The 16,965-nt window shown below is 72.0% G+C and carries 16 protein-coding genes; 7 read left to right on the top strand and 9 right to left on the bottom strand.

Annotation, left to right across the window (positions count from 1 at the left end; translation table 11 throughout):
• Nucleotides 1–4 precede the first annotated feature (4 nt).
• Together E1292_RS18515 and E1292_RS18510 are read right to left on the bottom strand one after the other, a co-directional pair.
• Nucleotides 5–943 (bottom strand): ABC transporter permease, encoded by a 939-nt coding sequence (locus E1292_RS18515; protein ID WP_132596465.1) that lies wholly within the window; start codon nucleotides 941–943, stop codon nucleotides 5–7.
• Entirely contained in the window at nucleotides 940–2,433 is a 1,494-nt protein-coding gene (locus tag E1292_RS18510; protein WP_132596464.1) for an ABC transporter substrate-binding protein, read from the bottom strand. Before E1292_RS18510 ends, E1292_RS18515 begins: the two co-directional genes overlap by 4 nt.
• Before the next feature lie 85 nt (nucleotides 2,434–2,518).
• Here E1292_RS18510 and E1292_RS18505 point away from each other — a divergent pair, with 85 nt between their 5' ends.
• The 4 genes from E1292_RS18505 (at nucleotide 2,519) to E1292_RS18490 (ending at nucleotide 5,888) form a co-directional block, all read left to right on the top strand.
• Nucleotides 2,519–3,265: a FadR/GntR family transcriptional regulator gene (locus E1292_RS18505; RefSeq protein ID WP_132596463.1), complete on the top strand. Its 747-nt coding sequence runs from the start codon at nucleotides 2,519–2,521 to the stop codon at nucleotides 3,263–3,265.
• A 58-nt stretch (nucleotides 3,266–3,323) separates the two neighbouring features.
• A complete protein-coding gene (locus E1292_RS18500; protein ID WP_132596462.1) occupies nucleotides 3,324–4,289 on the top strand; it encodes an adenylate/guanylate cyclase domain-containing protein in 966 nt (321 codons plus the stop codon).
• 67 nt (nucleotides 4,290–4,356) lie between these two features.
• Nucleotides 4,357–4,881, top strand: a complete 525-nt coding sequence (locus E1292_RS18495; protein ID WP_132596461.1) for a SigE family RNA polymerase sigma factor — start codon at nucleotides 4,357–4,359, stop codon at nucleotides 4,879–4,881.
• On the top strand, nucleotides 4,878–5,888 hold the full coding sequence (locus E1292_RS18490) for a hypothetical protein (protein ID WP_132596460.1): 1,011 nt from the start codon (nucleotides 4,878–4,880) through the stop codon (nucleotides 5,886–5,888). The genes E1292_RS18495 and E1292_RS18490 overlap by 4 nt, the downstream gene beginning before the upstream one ends.
• Nucleotides 5,889–5,932: 44 nt before the next feature.
• Here the strand turns inward: E1292_RS18490 and E1292_RS18485 are convergent, their stop codons facing one another.
• The gene (locus tag E1292_RS18485; RefSeq protein WP_132596459.1) at nucleotides 5,933–7,450 is read right to left on the bottom strand and encodes an acyl-CoA synthetase; all 1,518 of its coding nucleotides are present in this window, start codon (nucleotides 7,448–7,450) and stop codon (nucleotides 5,933–5,935) included.
• A gap of 218 nt (nucleotides 7,451–7,668) precedes the next feature.
• Between E1292_RS18485 and E1292_RS18480 the strand changes: the two genes are divergently transcribed.
• The gene (locus tag E1292_RS18480; RefSeq protein ID WP_165974609.1) at nucleotides 7,669–8,304 is read left to right on the top strand and encodes a class I SAM-dependent methyltransferase; all 636 of its coding nucleotides are present in this window, start codon (nucleotides 7,669–7,671) and stop codon (nucleotides 8,302–8,304) included.
• Between the two features lies 1 nt (nucleotide 8,305).
• Here the strand turns inward: E1292_RS18480 and E1292_RS18475 are convergent, their stop codons facing one another.
• The gene (locus tag E1292_RS18475; protein ID WP_132596457.1) at nucleotides 8,306–9,904 is read right to left on the bottom strand and encodes a benzoate-CoA ligase family protein; all 1,599 of its coding nucleotides are present in this window, start codon (nucleotides 9,902–9,904) and stop codon (nucleotides 8,306–8,308) included.
• Nucleotides 9,905–10,025: 121 nt separating this feature from the next.
• Here E1292_RS18475 and E1292_RS18470 point away from each other — a divergent pair, with 121 nt between their 5' ends.
• The gene (locus E1292_RS18470; protein WP_220446914.1) at nucleotides 10,026–10,850 is read left to right on the top strand and encodes a PaaX family transcriptional regulator; all 825 of its coding nucleotides are present in this window, start codon (nucleotides 10,026–10,028) and stop codon (nucleotides 10,848–10,850) included.
• 27 nt (nucleotides 10,851–10,877) lie between these two features.
• Here E1292_RS18470 and boxB read toward each other — a convergent pair whose 3' ends face one another.
• The 5 genes from boxB to E1292_RS18445 all read right to left on the bottom strand — a co-directional run bounded on the left by boxB (nucleotide 10,878) and on the right by E1292_RS18445 (nucleotide 16,355).
• Nucleotides 10,878–12,287 (bottom strand): benzoyl-CoA 2,3-epoxidase subunit BoxB, encoded by a 1,410-nt coding sequence (gene boxB, locus E1292_RS18465; RefSeq protein WP_132596456.1) that lies wholly within the window; start codon nucleotides 12,285–12,287, stop codon nucleotides 10,878–10,880.
• A gap of 1 nt (nucleotide 12,288) precedes the next feature.
• Nucleotides 12,289–13,950 (bottom strand): 2,3-epoxybenzoyl-CoA dihydrolase, encoded by a 1,662-nt coding sequence (boxC, locus tag E1292_RS18460; protein ID WP_132596455.1) that lies wholly within the window; start codon nucleotides 13,948–13,950, stop codon nucleotides 12,289–12,291.
• Nucleotides 13,951–13,981: 31 nt separating this feature from the next.
• Complete coding sequence (locus E1292_RS18455; protein WP_132596454.1) at nucleotides 13,982–14,842, bottom strand: amidohydrolase family protein; 861 nt, start codon at nucleotides 14,840–14,842, stop codon at nucleotides 13,982–13,984.
• Between the two features lie 98 nt (nucleotides 14,843–14,940).
• Nucleotides 14,941–15,333, bottom strand: a complete 393-nt coding sequence (locus E1292_RS18450; protein ID WP_181958254.1) for a hypothetical protein — start codon at nucleotides 15,331–15,333, stop codon at nucleotides 14,941–14,943.
• A 53-nt stretch (nucleotides 15,334–15,386) separates the two neighbouring features.
• Nucleotides 15,387–16,355, bottom strand: a complete 969-nt coding sequence (locus E1292_RS18445) for a LysR family transcriptional regulator (RefSeq protein WP_246090185.1) — start codon at nucleotides 16,353–16,355, stop codon at nucleotides 15,387–15,389.
• A 65-nt stretch (nucleotides 16,356–16,420) separates the two neighbouring features.
• Here E1292_RS18445 and E1292_RS18440 point away from each other — a divergent pair.
• On the top strand, nucleotides 16,421–16,965 hold a 545-nt coding region (locus tag E1292_RS18440), incomplete at its 3' end, for an MFS transporter (RefSeq protein WP_132596452.1).

Genomic DNA, 16,965 nt, shown 5'->3' with positions numbered 1-16,965 from the left:
CGGTTCACCGCAGCCTCGGGTCGAGCAGGTGGTAGGCGACGTCCACCACGAAATTGATCACCAGGACGGCCGCCACCAGCACCATCACCACACCCTGGACGAGCAGCAGGTCGCGCCCGGCGACCCCGTTGAGCAGCAGGTCGCCGAGCCCGGGGATGACGAAGACCCGCTCGACCACGACCGCGCCGATCAGCAGCGTGGCCAGTTGCAGCCCGAGCACGGTGACGACGGGGACGGAGGCGTTGCGCAGCCCGTGCCGCCACAGCGCGCCGGTGCTGCCGCGGCCCTTGGCGCGGGCGGTGCGCAGGTAGTCCTCCCGCATGACGTCGAGCACGGCGCTGCGCACGTAGCGGGTGAGCACCGCGCCCTGGACGAGCCCCAGCGACGCCCACGGCAGCAGGAGGCCGCGCAACCACTCCCCCGGGTCCTCCGCGAAGGGCACGTAGCCGCCGGACGGCAGCACCTGGGCCTGCACCGCGAAGACGAACACCAGCAGGATGCCGGCCAGGAACGCCGGGATCGCGATGCCGACCTGGCTGACCGCGCTGATCGCCGCGCCGAGCGGGTCGCGGTGACGCACGGCGGCGTACGTGCCCAGCGGCACCGCGACGGCCAGCGCCACGGCCATGCCGCCGAGCACGAGCACGGCCGTCACGCCGAGCCGGTCGCCGATCTGCGGGCCGATGGGCGAGCTGGTCACGTAGGAGGTGCCGAAGTCGCCCTGGAGGAGACCTCCGGACCAGTCGAGGAACTGCGCGACGGGCGGCCGGTCGGTGCCGAACTGCTGGCGCAGCGCGGCCACCGCCTCGGGCGTGGCGTTGACGCCGAGCGCGATCTCGGCCGGGTCGCCGGGCAGCAGCGCCATGAACGCGAACACCACGACAGCGGCCACGGCGGTGCTGGCGAGCAGCACCGCCAGGCGTTTGAGCAGGTAAAGGGTCACTGCTTGGCGAGTGCGGTGAAGTCGAAGGACTCCGAGATGGCGTTCTCCGGCAGGCCGGTGACGCCCTTCTTCGCCACGATCAGGTTGGGGAAGAGGAAGAGCCAGTCGGCGGCGGCGTCGTCGGACAGGAGCTTCGCGGCCTGCTTGAGGTCGTCGGTCTGCTCCTGCTCGGTGCCCTGGTCGGCGGAGGCGAGGAGCTTGCCGAACTCGGGATTGTCGTAACCGAAGTAATAGGACTTATCGGCGAAAATCCCCATGTCGCGGGGTTCGACGTGGTTGATGATCGACAGGTCGTAGTCGCCCTTCGTGAACACCTGGTCCAGCCAGCGGGCGGGGAACTCCAGCGGCTCGATCTCGGCCGTGATGCCCACCTGGGCCAGCTGCGACTTGACGACCTGGGCGCTCGCCACCGCGTACGGCAGGTTGGGGATGCGCATCTTGACGTTGTACGTCTTGCCGCCGAGCAACTGCTTGGCCTTGGCCGGGTCGTACGGGTAGTCGCCGGTGCGGTCCTCGTACCAGGGGTCGGTGGGCGGCACCATCGAGCCGATCAGCCCGCCGCGCCCGGCCCAGGCGGTGTCGAGCAGCGCCTTGTGGTCGATGGCGTGCCGGACGGCCTGCCTGGCCTTCTTGTCGTTGAACGGCGGGCGGCCGTTGTTCATCGACAACACGACCTCGCCGTTGGTGGTGCCCTCGATGACCTCGAAGCGGTTGGGGTCGGCGAACTGTTGCAGCGACTCGGGCGCCTGCACGCTGGAGATGACGTCGATGCCGCCGGTGAGCAGCGCGTTGTTCATCGCCGTCGCGTCCTTGAAGTATTTCAGCGTGATCGACGACAGCGGCGGCTTCGTGCCCCAGTAGGAGGGGTTGGCGTCGAGCTGGATGGAGTCGCCGCGCCGCCACGAGCCGAGCACGTACGGGCCGGTGCCGACGGGCTTGTTGGCCAGGTCGGACACCCCCGTGCGGCTGAACATCGCGCCCAGCCTGGTGGCCATCGAGTAGAGGAAGCCGTTGCTCGGCTGCTTGAGCGTGATCACGGCGGTGGAGTCGTCCTTCTTCTCCACCTTGTCGACGACGTCGAGCTGCGACTTGATCTTGAGCTTCCAGTCGGACTTCACCCGATCGAGCGAGAACACCACGTCGTCGGCGGTGAACGGCGCGCCGCTGGAGAACTTCACGTTCTCCCGGAGCTTGAACGTGTAGGTCTTCCGGTCGTCGGAGACCTCCCACTTCTCGGCCAGCAGCGGCACGATCTCGCCGGCCTGGTCGAGCTTGACCAGGCCCTCGTAGACGTTGACGAGCAGCGCCTGCGGGATCGCGGCGCCCTCGGTGGAGGTGAAGTCGAGGTTCGCCGGCTCGGCCACGAACCCGACGGCCAGCGACTGGGCCTTGGGGGTGCCGGACGCGGATCCACCGCTGTCGCCGCCACCGCAGGCGGCCGTGGCCAGCAGGAGACCGCCGACGGCGATCCAGATGCCGATGCGCCTCATGTCTTCAGCCTCCTGGCTAGTGCACTGGTCGGACCAGTAGGCTGCACATTGCCAGTCGTCGGCGGCTCGGGTCAAGGGGGATTGCATGGGTGGTCCGCGGTTCGAGCCGGTGCGTACCGTACGCGCCTACGAGCGGGTCGTGGAGCAGGTCGAGGAGGCCATCGAGAGCGGCGCGCTCAGCCCTGGCGAGCGGCTGCCGAGCGAACGCGACCTGATGGTGCAGTTCTCGGTCAGCCGGTCCACCGTGCGCGAGGCGCTGCGAGTGCTGCAGGCGCGCGGCCTGGTCCGGTCGCGTCCCGGCGATCCGCACGGCGCGGAGGTGCTGCCGTTCACGCCCGCCGCCCTGCACAAGTCGATGACCACGCTGGCCAGGGTGGCGGAGCTGTCGCTGGCCGAGCTGGTGCAGTTCAGGATGGTGCTCGACTCGTCGGCCAGCCTGCTGGCCGCCCGGCTGCGCACCGACGGGCAGCTCGCCGAGATGGGGGCGGCCGTCGCGCGCATGCGCGCCGCGACGGACCACGACGCGTTCGTGGCCGAGGACGTCTCCTTCCACGACGTGGTGGCGCGGGCCAGCGGCAACAAGTTGATCCAGATCTGCACGGACGTCGTGCGCTCGATCGTGCTCGGGCTGATCTCGGAGAAGCTCGCCGCCGCCCACGACCGGCAGGCGCTGATGCGGCAGACGATCAAGCACCACGAAGAGGTGCTGGCCGCGGTGCGCGCGGGCGACGGGCCGCTGGCCGCCCGGCTGACCCGCAAGGCGATGTACGACTATTACGCCGACTACGTGCCGGACGGTGAACGTCCGGCACTGCGGGCCCTGCTGGAGTGATCGTGCTGACCCCGCACTGGCCACCTGACCCGGGGCTGACGAATGTTATCTTGCCCACGTGCCGCTCGATGATGGGGACGCGTTGCGCGAGGCGTTCCTGCGTGAGCCGCGCCGCTACACCAGCCACCAGGTCGCCGACATGGCGGGGGTGCCGGTCTACCGCGCGCGGCGGCTCTGGCGCGCCCTCGGGTTCCCCAACGTGGCCGACGACGCGGTCGAGTTCACCGACTCCGACGTCGAGGCGCTCAGGACGATGCTGCGCATGGTCGGCTCCGGCGCCTACGACGAGGAGCACATGCTGCTGATCGCCCGCTCCATCGGCCGGGCCACGACCAGGCTGGCCGAGTCTCAGGCCGAGGTGGGCGTGGAGTCGCTCGACCAGGCGGGCGTGCCGCTGGAGGAGCGTTCGCGGGCGTGGCGCAGGCGGGCCGAGCTCGTGGTGCCCGACCTGGCACGGCTGCTGGTCTACGCCTGGCAGCGCCAGCTCGCCGCCGCCGCGGGGCGCATCGCGGGCCAGGACATGAGCGCCGTGCGGCTGTCCGTCGGGTTCGCCGACCTGGTCGCGTTCACCCGGCTGAGCCGGCAGATCACCCTCGGCCAGCTGGCCCGGCTGGTCGACAGGTTCGAGGGGCGCTCGGCCGACATCGTGACCTCGTCCGGCGGGCGGGTGGTCAAGACGCTGGGCGACTCGGTGTTGTTCGTGGCCGACCAGGCGCACGTGGCGGCGGACATCGCGATGCGGCTGGTGGAGACCCACGCGCGCGGCAAGGACATGCCGGAGCTGCGGGTGGGGCTGGCGGCGGGGCCGGTGATGTGGCGCATGGGCGACGTGTTCGGCACCACGGTCAACCTGGCCAGCCGGCTCACCGCGCTGTCGCTGCCCGGCACGATCCTGGCCGATCCGCAGCTGGCGGAGGAGCTCGAGGGTGACCGGGCGTTCCGGCTGCGGGCGGTCGACCGGCTGTCGGTGCGGGGGCTGGGCGAGCTCGTGCCGTTCACGGTCACGCGCGCCGGCACCGCCTGACCCCGGTTCTGCCGACCGGGTGACGCCGGTGCCCGGCGGGGCGCCGGGCAACCTGACGTCACGCTCGATGCGTCACTACCGTCAGCAAGCTTCGAGGAGGCATCTCACGTTGGCGGATAGGGCGATATTTCAGGACTTTGTGGCGACCAGGTCCGATCGGCTGCTGCGCACCGCGTACCTGCTGACCCACGACTGGGGAGTCGCGGAGGACCTGCTGCAGGAGTCACTGGCCAAGGCCTGGTTCGCCTGGCCGGGCATCGACGAGCCCGAGGCGTACGTGCGCAGGGTCCTGGTGACCACGTACACGTCCTGGTGGCGGCGCAGGTGGCGCAGGGAACTCCCCAGCGACGACCTGCCCCACGCCGTGTCGCATGACCCTCCCTGCGGCGAGCGGGAGGAACTCTGGCAGGCGGTCGGCCGCCTGCCGGCCCGGCAGCGCGCGGTGGTCGTGTTGCGCTTCTACGAGGACCTGCCGGTGGCCGAGGTGGCCACGATCCTGGGCTGCCAGGAGGGCACGGTCAAGAGCCAGTGCGCCAAGGCGCTGGCCAAGCTGCGAGTGGACGAATCGATCGTGAAGGAGCTGCACCGATGAGCGCGCACGACCTGCGTGACGTCCTGCGGGAGCGGGCCGAGGCCCCGGCTCCCCTGAACCCGCACCGCCACGACCAGATCCGCTCCCGCATCCGCAGGACCCGCATCCGCCGGGGCGCGATGGCCGGCGCGGCGGTGGCGGCTGCCGTGGTGGTCGGCGTCTCCCTCATCCCCGGCGCGGCCGATGCCCCCGCCCGGGAGATCACCGCGGCGGCCAAGCCGGCGGCCTCGCTGCCCGAGACGTTCACCTCCGGCGACGGCACCGAGTACCGGCGGGTGGCCACGGCCGGGCTGGCGGCCGAGGGCGGTCAGAAAGCGTCGGTCACCGTCCCGGTCACCGGCAAGCCGCTGGACGTGGCCGGATTGTGCGAGGGCAGGCCCGGGAGCCAGCCGCCGAGCATCACCGTGAACGGCGGGCGGCCCAACCAGGCCGGCTCCCTGACCTGCGGCAAGGACATGGAACTCACCCCGCTGGTCGTGCCGGAGGGCGCCACGGAGGTCACCGTCACCTTCGACACGGACGTGTCCGCGTACGGCTGCCTGCGAGACGGAAAAGGCGGGTCGTGCGAGCCGCTCAAGCCGCACTGGGCCGCCTGGAGCCTGGCCGTCTACGAGTGGACGCCGCCCGCCGAGCCGGTCGAGCCCGACGACCTGCGCGCCGCGCCTGCCAGGCTGGCCGGCATGAAGCTGGCCGCCAGGACGGGCGGCATGTGGAAGGAGGAACGCTCGTTCGAGCTGGTGGTCAAGAGCCCCGGCGGGAAGGTGGGCCTGGAACAGCTCTGCGCGGGCGACCTGGCCGGGCGCATGTGGTTCACCTACCGGATCAACGGCAAGGACACCGGCACGACCGCGGACTGCGCCACCTGGAAGGGCGGCCCCTTCCCGCTGGCCATGGGCGAGCACACGGTGCCCAAGGGCGAGAAGGTGACGATCACCGGTGAGGTGGGCCTGCGGGGCGAGGCAACCAACCGGCCGGTCCGCTGGGAGGTGGCGGCGTACGTGAAGTGACCGCCCCGGGCGTGCCCCGCTGACCGGCCGCCGGCGGCGGCCGGTCAGAACCTGTCGCGCAGCTCCCGTTTGAGCACCTTGCCCGAGGCGTTCTTGGGCAGGGACTCCACGAACACCACCCGCTTCGGCGTCTTGAAGGCGGCCAGCCGCTCCCGCAGGAACGCGATCAGCTCCTCGGCCGTCACCCCGGCGCCCTCGCGCAGCACCACGGCGGCCGTCACCGCCTCGATCCACCGCTCGTCCCGCACGCCGAACACGGCCGCCTCCGCGACCCCAGGATGCTGGTAGACGGCCTCCTCCACCTCGCGGCTCGACACGTTCTCGCCGCCCGACTTGATCATGTCCTTCTTCCTGTCGACCACGGACAGGTAGCCGTCGGCGTCCATGACGCCCAGGTCTCCGCTGTGGAACCAGCCGCCGCGGAACGCCTCCTCCGTCTTGCCGGGGTCGTTCCAGTAGCCGAGCATGGCGTGCGGGCTGCGGTGCACGATCTCGCCGACCACGCCGGGCGGCACCGGCCTGTCCTCGTCGTCGACGATCCTGGTCTCGACGTTCAGGGCGGGTCTGCCCGCCGAGCCCAGCCGGGTGAGCTGCTCGTCGGGGCCGAGGATCGTGGCGACCGGGGCCATCTCGGTCTGGCCGTAGAAGTTGAACAGGCGCACCTCGGGCAGGCGGGTGGCGATCTCCTTCAGCACCTCCACGGGCATGATCGAGGCGCCGTAATAGCCCTTGCGCAGCGACGACAGGTCGCGGCGGCCGAAGTCGGGGTGGCGGAGCAGGCCGATCCAGACGGTGGGCGGGCAGAAGAGCTTCGTCGCGCGCTCGCCCGCGATCGTGGCCAGGATCACCGCGGGGCTGGCCCCGGGCAGGATGATGTTGGTGGCGCCCAGATAGATGCCGGGCGTGAGGAAGCAGTGCAGCTGCGCGCAGTGGTAGAGGGGCAGCGCGTGCACCTCGACGTCGTCGGGGCTCATCTCGCCGTCGGCCACGCACGTGACGTACTGGGAGATCAGGCTGCGGCTCGACAGCGTGGCGCCCTTGGGGCGCGACTCGGTGCCGCTGGTGTACATGAGCTGGATCGGGTCGTCGTCGGCGATGTCCACCTGCGGCTCCGACGCGTCGTCGCAGGCCGTCCAGTCGGCGAACGGCTCCCAGCCGTCCGCCGCCGCGCCGATCACGCCGCGCACGGCGACCCGCGGGCCCGCCGCCGCCGCGGCCACCGGCAGCAGCTCCTCCTCCACCAGCATCCCGGTCGCGCCGGAATGCTCCAGGATGTACGCGACCTCGTCGCTGCCCAGCATGAAGTTGATCGGCACGGAGATCGCGCCCAGCCGGGCCAGCGCGAAATACGCGACCACGAACGCGTGATTGTTATGGCTCAGCACCGCGAACCGGTCGCCCTTGCCGACGCCCCGCGCCGCCAGCGCGTTCGCGGTGCGGTTGACCATCAGATCGAGGTCGGCGTAGCTCTGCCGCACGTCTCCGTAGACGACGGCGGTCTTGGCGGGATGGCGGGCGGCCGAGCGCCGCAGCAGGTCACCGATGGTATGCCGGCGGATCATGGGGACATCCTTCAGTCGCGCAGAACCATGTTCGGGTGATCCTAACCGTTCCCCGTCTCCCGCGCCCGTGCGTGATGCCGTCACCGTCGGATGGCGGGCATAGACGGTGGTCATCCGGGAACTCGCTTCGGAGACGACGTCATCTCAGTTCACGGAGACGCTCACGCGTCTCATCCGAGAGAGGCCGCGCCACCGCCATGCCGCCGATTCCAGAGATCATGCACCGTACGTTGTTCCGCGCCCTGTCGTTGCTCCCGCCGCAGGCCCAGGGCATGGTCCTCGGCCGTTTCTTCGACTGGCGGCACCGGGTCCCCGACCCGTGGAAGTTGTCGTCCGACAGCTACGAGCGGCAGAAGTACGAGGCCACGCTGAAACACGTGCCGCCGAAGCCGTACCGGCGCATCATCGAGGTCGGGTGCAGCGAGGGCGCCTTCACCCGCGCGCTGGCCGCCGCCTATCCCGACGCCGAGATCGTCGGGGTCGACGTCTCCGCGCGGGCGCTGGCGCGGGCCCGCCGGCGGGTCCCCGACAGCGGCCGGGTGCGCTTCGTCCAGGCCGACATCCTCACCCATGTGCCCGAGCAGCGCTTCGACCTCGTGTTCTGCTCGGAGACCCTCTACTACCTGGGCCGGCACGAACGCCTGCGCCGGGCCAGCGCCCGCCTCGGGCGGCTGCTCATGCCCGGCGACGGGGTGCTCGTGGCCGTGCACCCATGGCCGGAGGCCGGGCGGCTGCACCGCTACCTCGACGCCGACGCGGCGCTGTCGCGGCTGGCCGAAGAGGTCTACCTGGCGCCTCCCCGCCCGTACGCCGTCACGATCTACACCACGAGGGCCGGCCCGCCGGCCGCGTGACTCATGGCGTCTTCCCCAGCAGGTCGGCGGCCAGCTGACGGACCACCCCCCGCTGGATCTTACCCGTGGCCGTCTTCGGCAGCCCGTCGAGCACCAGCACCTCGCGCGGGCGTTTGAAGGAGGCCAGTCCCTCCCGGCAGAAGGCGACCAGCTCGGCGGCGTCCACCGTGCGGCCCGGCGCCGGCACCACGCACGCCACCGGCTTCTCCAGCCCTTCGGCGTCGATGTAGGCCACGACGGCGCACTCGCCGACGGCGTCGTGCTCGTGCAGCCTGGCCTCGACCTCCATGGGCGACACCCAGATGCCGCCCGCCTTGATCATGTCGTTGGAGCGTCCGAGGCAGTGGTAGTAACCGTCCTGCCCGCGGACGTAGGTGTCTCCTGTGCGCAGCCACTCGCCCTGGAACACCTGGCGGGTGGTGGCCGTGCGGCACCAGTAGCCGCTGGCCAGCGAATCGCCGCGGACGTACAGGTGTCCGGGCTCGCCGTCGGCGACGGGGGCGCCGGCGTCGTCGAGCAGCTTGGCCTCGTAGCCGGGCACGACCGTGCCCGAGCTGCCCGGCCGCACCTGGCCGGGGCGGTTGGAGATGAAGATGTGCAGCGCCTCGGTGGAGCCGAGGCCGTCGAGGATGTCGACCCCGAAGCGCTCGGCGAAGCGGCGGTGGATCTCGGCGGGCAGGGCCTCGCCCGCGGAGACGGCCAGCCGTACCGACGAGAAGGCGTCGCCCGGGGCGTCGGTCGCGAGCAGGGCCGCGAAGAACGTCGGGCCCGCGAAGAACAACGTCGGCCGCTCCTCCCGCACCCGGGCGAGCACCCCCGCGGGTGTGGGCCTCGCCGGGTCGAGGATGGCCGTGGCCCCCGCGGCCAGCGGGAAGAAGGCGGAGTTGCCGATCCCGTACGCGAAGAACAGCCGCGCGACGGAGAAGCACCTGTCGTCCGGGCGGATGCCGAGCACCTGCCGCCCGTATCCCTCGTGGACGTCACGGATAGCGCCGTGGCGGTGCATGGCCGCCTTGGGCGCTCCGGTGGTGCCGGAGGTGTAGAGCCAGAGCGCGGGCGAGTCGCGCCAGCTGTCGTAGGGCGCGGCCGCCGTCCTGCCCGCCGCCCTGCCCGCTGCGGGGACCTCCTGCCACGGGTACTCGTCCCGTGCGGTCGCCGGGTCCTCAGGGGCGGGCGCGGCCTCCCCGCGATCCCCCGTGCGGATGAGCACCGTCACCTCGGGGGCGCTCCGCAGCGCCGCCCGCACGACCTGCTCGAACTCCGGGGTGCACACCACCACCCGCGCCCGGGAGTCGCGGATCAGCGCGCCGAGCTCGGCGCCGTTGTACATGGTGGAGACCGGCACCGCGACGGCGCCCATGCGCATGGCGGCCAGGATCGTGATCAGCGTCTCGGGACGGTCCGGCATGACGAGCAGGATCCGCTCCTCCGGGCGGACCCCGAGCGCCCGCAGGCCGGCGGCGAACTCGGCGACGCGGGCGGCGAGCTGGGTGTAGGTGAGCGTCCCCGCCGGGCCGGTCACCGCGACGCGGTCTCCCCGGCCGGCCTCGACGTGACGGTCCACGAGATGGACGCTGGCGTTGAAGGACTCGGACGTCATGGTCGTCCCCATCCGCAGGCGGCTTCCGTAGGCAAATCTTCTACACAGAAGTGATGTGCCGTCAATGACTTGTAGCATTGATGGCTGAGGGCCGATCAGGCCCCCGCGGAGAGGAGAGGTCGTGACGGGGCCGTCCCGTTCCCTGCGGCGCCAGGCGAGTGCCAGGTCGCTGCTGCTGACCGTGTTCGGCGAGCACGTGCTGCCGGACGACCGGCCGGCGTGGACGTCGGCGCTGCTGCACGTGCTCGGCGGCCTCGGCGTGGAGGACAAGTCCGCCCGGCAGGCCCTGGCGCGGATGGCCGCCGACGGCTGGATCGCCTCCGAGCGCGACGGGCGGCGGGTGCGCTGGGCGCTCACCGGGCGCGGCCGCGAGCTGCTGACGGAGGGCGCCGAGCGCATCTACGCCTTCGGCCGGGGCCGCGAGTCGTGGGACGGCCGGTGGGTCGTGCTGATCGCGACCGTGCCCGAGTCGAAGCGGGAGCTGCGCCACCGCCTGCGCACCGGCCTGACCTGGGCCGGGTTCGGCAGCCCCGTGCCGGGGGTGTGGGTGAGCCCGCACGCCTCCCGCGAGGCGGAGGCCAAACAGGTGGTGACCGGGCTCGGGCTCGATTCCTCCGCCTACTCCTTCAACGGGCCGTTCGCGGGCATCGGCTCCGAGCGCACGCTCGTCGACCAGGCCTGGCATCTCGGCGACCTGGCGGCGCAGTACGAGCGCTTCATCCGGGAGTTCGCCGGGATGCGCCCCGCGGCGGGCGACCCGGTGCTGCTGGCCCAGATCCGCCTGGTGCACGCGTGGCGCCGCTTCCCCATGCTCGACCCCGAGCTGCCGCTGGAGCTGCTGCCGCCCGACTGGATCGGGGTGCGGGCGGCCAACGTCTTCACCGACCTGCACGCCACCTGGCGCGAGGCCGCGCAGGACCGCTGGGCCGCCCTCCGCTCCGCGTGACCCGCCACCTGACCCGCCGCGATCCGGTCAGAGGTGGACGTACACGTAGTCGAGCGGCCGGCCGTTGATGCCGTTGCGGGGCGGCGTCACCCAGGCGGCGATCCTCCCCGGCTCGTACACCGGGCGCATCAGCGACAGCACGTACGCCTTGTCCTGCGCCGTGGGCAGCCACCGGTCGCGGCCCGCCGCCCAGGCCACGGGGTCGACGACCCGCCCGTCCGGGGTGAGATGGTGCCCGGCGAAGATGCCCACGTGGCGGTTGAACCCGGGGTGCGGCAGGTAGAGCGCCGGGTCCAGCCCGTGGTCGGCGAGGATGCGGTTCCACCGGTTCACGCCGGTGGAGCAGTCGGCGACGTACTCTTCGCGCAGGTCCGCGTTGAGCGCGGTGAGCGCGGGCAGCCGCACGTCGGCGACCCGCCCGTCCTCCACCCGCGGCACGACGGAGTACGCCTCGGTGAGCACGTGGTCGTCCTTGCGCCGCTCCTCCTGCCAGCGCCCCTTGAGACCGGCGGTGAAATAGTTGGCCACGTTGGTGGACGTCTCGCTCCCGAACAGGTCGAGGCTCACGCTGTAGTGGAAGTTGATGTACTTCTGGATGACCCCGAGCGGGATCCCGCCATGCGCCCGGATGTCGTCGGTGTCGTGCTCCCGCATCAGCTGCGCGGTCCGCTCGACCACCCGGTCCACGCCCGTGGTGCCCACGAACATGTGGTGGGCCTCCTCCTTCAGCATGAACTCGCAGGTACGGCTCAGCGGGTCGAAGGCCGACTCCTTCAACGTCCCGAGCTGGTATTTCCCGTCGCGGTCCGTGAAGTACGTGAACATGTAGAACGACAGCCAGTCGGGCGTCTCCTCGTTGAAGGCGCCCAGGATGCGGGGGGAGTCCTCGCTGCCCGAGTTGCGCAGCAGCAGCGCCTCTGCCTCGTCGCGCCCCGACCGGCCGAAGTAGGCGTGCAGCAGGTAGACCATCGCCCACAGGTGCCGCCCTTCCTCGACGTTCACCTGGAACAGGTTGCGCAGGTCGTAGAGCGACGGGGCGGTCAGCCCGAGCCGGCGTTGCTGCTCGACGCTGGCGGGCTCGGTGTCGCCCTGGATGACGATGAGCCGCTGCAGGTCGGCGCGGTACTCTCCGGGCACCTGCTGCCAGACCGGCCGTCCCTTGTTCTGGCCGAACGCGATGCGCCGGTCGGTGTCTCGCTCGGCCAGGAAGATGCCCCACCGGTATTCCGGCAGCGGCACGTGGCCGAAGTGCGCCCAGCCCTCGCGGCCGACCGCGACGGCGGTGCGGAGGTAGACGTCCTGGGTGGGCAGCGCGGGACCCATCTCGGCCCACCACTGGAGGAAACGCGGCTGCCACGATTCGAGCGCCCGCTGCAGCCGCCGGTCGTCCGACAGGCCGACGTTGTTGGGGATGCGCTCGGAGTAGTCGATGGACATGTCAGGCTCGCCTCCGGTCGTACGCGGGCCGCCGTCCGGTGCCGTAGCGCCGCAGCGCGCCGTCCGGTCCGGACGCGTTGGGACGGGTGAAGATCCAGTTCTGCCAGGCGGCCAGCCGCGCGAAGATCTTGGTCTCCATGGTCTCCGGCCCGGCGAAACGGTGGTTGGCCTCCATGCCGGTGAGCGCGTCAGGGCTGAGCGCGGCCCGCTCCTCGAGAGCCAGGCGCACCTCGTCGTCCCAGTCGATGTCGTCCGGCGCGAACGTGACCAGCCCCAGCTCCAGCGCCTCGGCGGCGTCGATCCGCCTGCCCGTCTCCTGCTCCAGCTTGGCCACCCGGTCGGGCTCGGCGAGGAAGCGCGCGGCCAGCCGGGACAGGCCGTTGCCCATCGGGTAGTCGCCGAAGTTGGCTCGCGACAGCCGCACGGCGTTGGGCCGGTCGGGATCGTCCAGCATGTACTGGCGGTCGCAGGCCATGGCCAGCTCCAGGAGGGGCCCGGCGAAGCAGCTGCCCGGCTCGATGAGGGCGACCAGGCTGCGGCTGGTGACGTCGAGGCGTTTGAGCGTGCGCTTAAAGTAGTGGCGCAGCTCGCCGAAGGGCCACGCGTCGCTCCCGACGTCGTGGGCGAGCACCGCGTCGAGGTCGCCCTCCGTCCTGATCACCCAGGTGCCGCGGTCCGGTTCGTTGGTGCGCAGCCGCAGGATGAGGTCGTCGAGCTCCCTGGTCATCCGCAGGAACCAGTGGTGTTCGTCCACCAGGCGCGGGTCCGCGTCCGCCGCCGGCCCGCGGACCGTGACGGCCACCTGGTCGCCGTCCGGCTCGGCCCGGACCGTCGAGTACGTGTATCCGTCGGGGCGCAGCGGGGGCAGGGGCACCGGCGCGGCGGCGACGGAGCGCTGCGGGCGGGCCCCGGGCCCGGGGCTCCGGGGGCCGGCGGCGGGCTGCTCGGGACGCTGGGAGCGGGCGGCGGCCTCCAGGGCGCGGCGGCGTACCGTCTCCTCGAATCTGCTGCGCGGCACCGCCTCGTCGACGAGCGGCCACTCCACCGCGCGCCGCCCGCGCACCCCCTCGCTGCGCGTCGCGAACACGTCGGCCAGGTCCTTGCGCACGCCGCGCTTGTCGGTGAGCCGGGTCAGGCCGCCCGTGCCCGGCAGGACGCCCAGCAACGGCACTTCCGGCAGCGACACCGCCGTGGAGCCGTCGTCGACCAGGATGATCCACTCGCAGGCCAGGGCGAGCTCGTAGCCGCCGCCGGCCGCGGTCCCGTTGACGGCGGCGAGGTAGGTCTGCCCCGAATGGGCGGTGGCGTCCTCGATGGCGTTGCGGGTTTCGTTGGTGAACTTGCAGAAGTTCACCTTCCAGGCGTGGGACGACTGCGCGAGCATGCGGATGTTCGCACCCGCGCAGAACACCTTGTCCAGCCCACCCGTGATGACGACCGCGCGGACTCCCGGGTGCTCGAAGCGCAGCCGCTGGACGGCATCGTGCAGCTCGATGTCCACGCCGAGGTCGTACGAGTTGAGCTTGAGGTCGTATCCGGGGGCGATGCCGCCGTTCTCGTCGACCTTGAGCACGATCCTGGCGATCTCGCCGTCCACCTCCAGCCGGATGTGGCGGTACCGCCCGGGATCGGTGTCGAACGACACCTCTGGCTGTCCGGTCATACCCCTAGTTCAACAGTGCACTGGTGTGCCGTCAACCCTGTGTAGAGCTTCCGAAGTAGATCCGCATGGCGTTGCCACCGAGCACGAGGTCCAGCGTCTCGTCGTCCAGGCCGAGCCGCGCCAGGGCGCGGGCGTTGCGGGCGATGCCGGGGACTCCCGGCCAGTCGGTGGCGAAGACGAACGCACGGGCCAGGCGCCGCAGGTCGAACCGCTGGTAGTAGTCGGGCAGCCGGGCGGGCGGCAGGCCGGACAGCTCGATCCAGACGTCGTCGTGCATGAGAGCGAGGAACGCCGCCTGGTCGTACCACCAGCCGCGCCCGCCGTGCGCGAGGACCAGCGTGAGGCCGGGGAAGTCACGCAGGACCGGGCCGAGCAGCTCGGGCGCTCCCATCGTGACGGACGAACCGGGGAAGGTGCTGGTGCCGCAGTGGACGACGACGGGCAGGCCGCGCTCCGCGCAGACCTGGTACGCCGGGTACAGCATCGGATCGGCGGGCGAGAACCCGCCGTGCACGGGATGGATCTTGAGCCCGATCGCGCCGAGCCCCACCTGCCGCAGCAGCTCCGCGGCGATCGGGTGGTGCAGGTGCGGGTTGACGTTGGCCAGGAACGCGAACCGGCCGGGATTGTGCTCGACGATCGGCAGCAGGTCCTCGACCGGCTGGATGCCGGTGACCTTCGGGCTGTACTCGCACAGCAGGATCGCCCGGTCCACGCCCTCGGCGGCCAGCAGCTCGTCGAACGCCGACGGGATCACCACGCCGTCGCCGTCGAAGGCCGAGCGCCAGCCTGGGGCGCCGTACTGCTCCGCCCACCGCGTCCAGGCGGGCTTGAGCGTGGACAGCCTGGGCGGATGGAGGTGGGCGTCGACCAGCAGTCGTCCGTCGATCATGCGCTCGACTGTATACATGCCTACGTCGCGACATCAACGAACTGTAGACCATCCCCTCCTCCACGCCGGGTGGCCCAGGCTCAGCACGCGCGCTCGGCCTACCCCGCACCGTTCGGGTCCCGCGCCTGGGAGAGGCCGGGAGCCGTGCTTCGTGGTCGTCCGGACGGGCGGCGGTCGAGGGCCTGGGCCCATTTGACGGCGACGGCGGCCACCTGGACGAGCTCGGCGCGCAACCGGTCCGGCTCGGTCTCCGCGAACGCCTCCATCACCTCCTCTGCCAGGACGTGCCGCCACGTCAGCGCGCCGGCGCGGGCCGCCGTGTCCGTCGCGTGCCGAGCCGCGTCCGACTCGGCCGCCGCCCGCTCGCCTCCAGTGCCGTCGGGCAGGACCTGCATGCCCCACCGCACGTCCTGCGCCGCCCGCTCCGCCGCCACGTCGGCGAGCACCCTCGCCAGCGAGCCCGGCACGCCCGCATCACCGTCCTCAGTCATCTCACCAGTCTGGCCCATGGCCCCTCAGGCCTCATCCGGCCCATTGACCCCCCTCAGGCCCATCGGTCATGTGGAACTCCAGGCGGCGGCCCACCACGGAAGCCCGGCCCCAGGTCCGTCATACCGGCGCACACGTGATCCCTGAACGCCCGCGCCGCAGGGGTCAGCCGCTCGCCCGCCGGCCAGCTCACGCCGATCGTCCTGAGCACCGGCGGCGACAGCGGGATCTCCATGACCCCGGCGACCGAGCCGGGCGGCCCGGAGCGGGGCAGGATCGCCACCCCCAGCCCCGCCGCCACGAGCCCGCGCACGGTTTCCGACTCCTGCCCCTCGAACACGATCCGTGGCTCGATCCCCGCCCTGGCGCACAGGTCGTCGGTGATCTGGCGCAGGCCGTAGCCGCGTTCGAGCGTCACCAGCTCCTCCCCCGCCAGCTCGGCGGCCCGCACCCGCCTCCTGGCCGAGAACCGGTGGGAGCGCGGCACGGACAGCACCAGCTCCTGGTCGGCGAGCGGCCTGCTGACCAGGCCGGGGTCGTCCAGCGGCATGGGCGCGAGGAACACCAGGTCGATCTCGCCCTCGCGCGCGGCCCGCAACATGTTCTGCCGCGAGCCCTGCACCAGGCTGAACCGGATCCCGGGATGGCGCTCGCGGAAGTCGCGGATGAGGGACGGGACGAGCGTACGGCCGAGCAGGTGCAGGAAGCCGAGGACGACGCGGCCCGTGCCCGGGTCGATCTCCTCGCGCACCTCGCGGACGGCGGCGGTCACCGAGCCCAGCGCGCGGGCGGAGGCGGCGGCGAGCACGCGCCCGGCCCTGGTCAGGCGGATGCCGCGGCCGGCGGGGAGCACGAGTGGCGCGCCGACCAGGTCGGCGAGCGCGGCGAGGCGGCGGCTGGCGGTCGGCTGGGGGATGCCGAGCAGCTCGGCCGCGCGTGTCACGTGCCCGGTCTCGCCGACCGCCGCGATCAGCGCGAGGTCGGAAGCGAGGCGTGCGGCCAGCTGCTCGTCGGATTCATCCATCACAGTATGAATCATCGCCCATTTCCGCATTAGACGTATCTATGAGCCGTGCTTAGCGTGGCCGTGTGGTGGTCACTCAGGATCGGGCTCTGCCCGCGGCCACGCGGCGGGCCAGCGCGGCCGTGGCGGCGGCCGGAGTGTCGTCGTTCGCCCTGCTGTACGCTCCCCAGCCGGTGCTGCCGCAGCTCGCCGGGGCGTTCCGGCTGGATCCCGGGAGCGCGTCGCTGGCGATCGGCGTGGCCACGACCGCGCTCGCCGTGAGTGTGCTGCCGCTGGCCTGGCTCGCCGGGGTGGCGGGGCGGCGGCGGGTGATCCTCTGGTCGGTGCTGGTGTCGGCGGTGATCGGGCTGCTGCTGCCGCTGGCTCCGTCGTTCCCCGTGCTGCTGGCGATGCGGGCGGTCCAGGGGGTGGCGGTCGCGGGGTTCGCCGGGGTGGCGGCGGCGTACCTGGCCGACCGGCTCGGCACGGCGCGGTTGCCGGGCGCGGTGGGCGCGATGATCGCGGGCAACACGATGGGCGGGATGCTCGGCCGGCTGGGCGCGGGCTTCGCCGCCGACCCGCTGGGCTGGCACGGCGCGCTGCTCGCCGTGGCGAGCGTCGCCCTGCTGTG

Source organism: Nonomuraea deserti (assembly GCF_004348685.1).
Lineage (GTDB): Bacteria > Actinomycetota > Actinomycetes > Streptosporangiales > Streptosporangiaceae > Nonomuraea > Nonomuraea deserti.
This window is presented reverse-complemented; position numbering and strand designations above follow the sequence as displayed.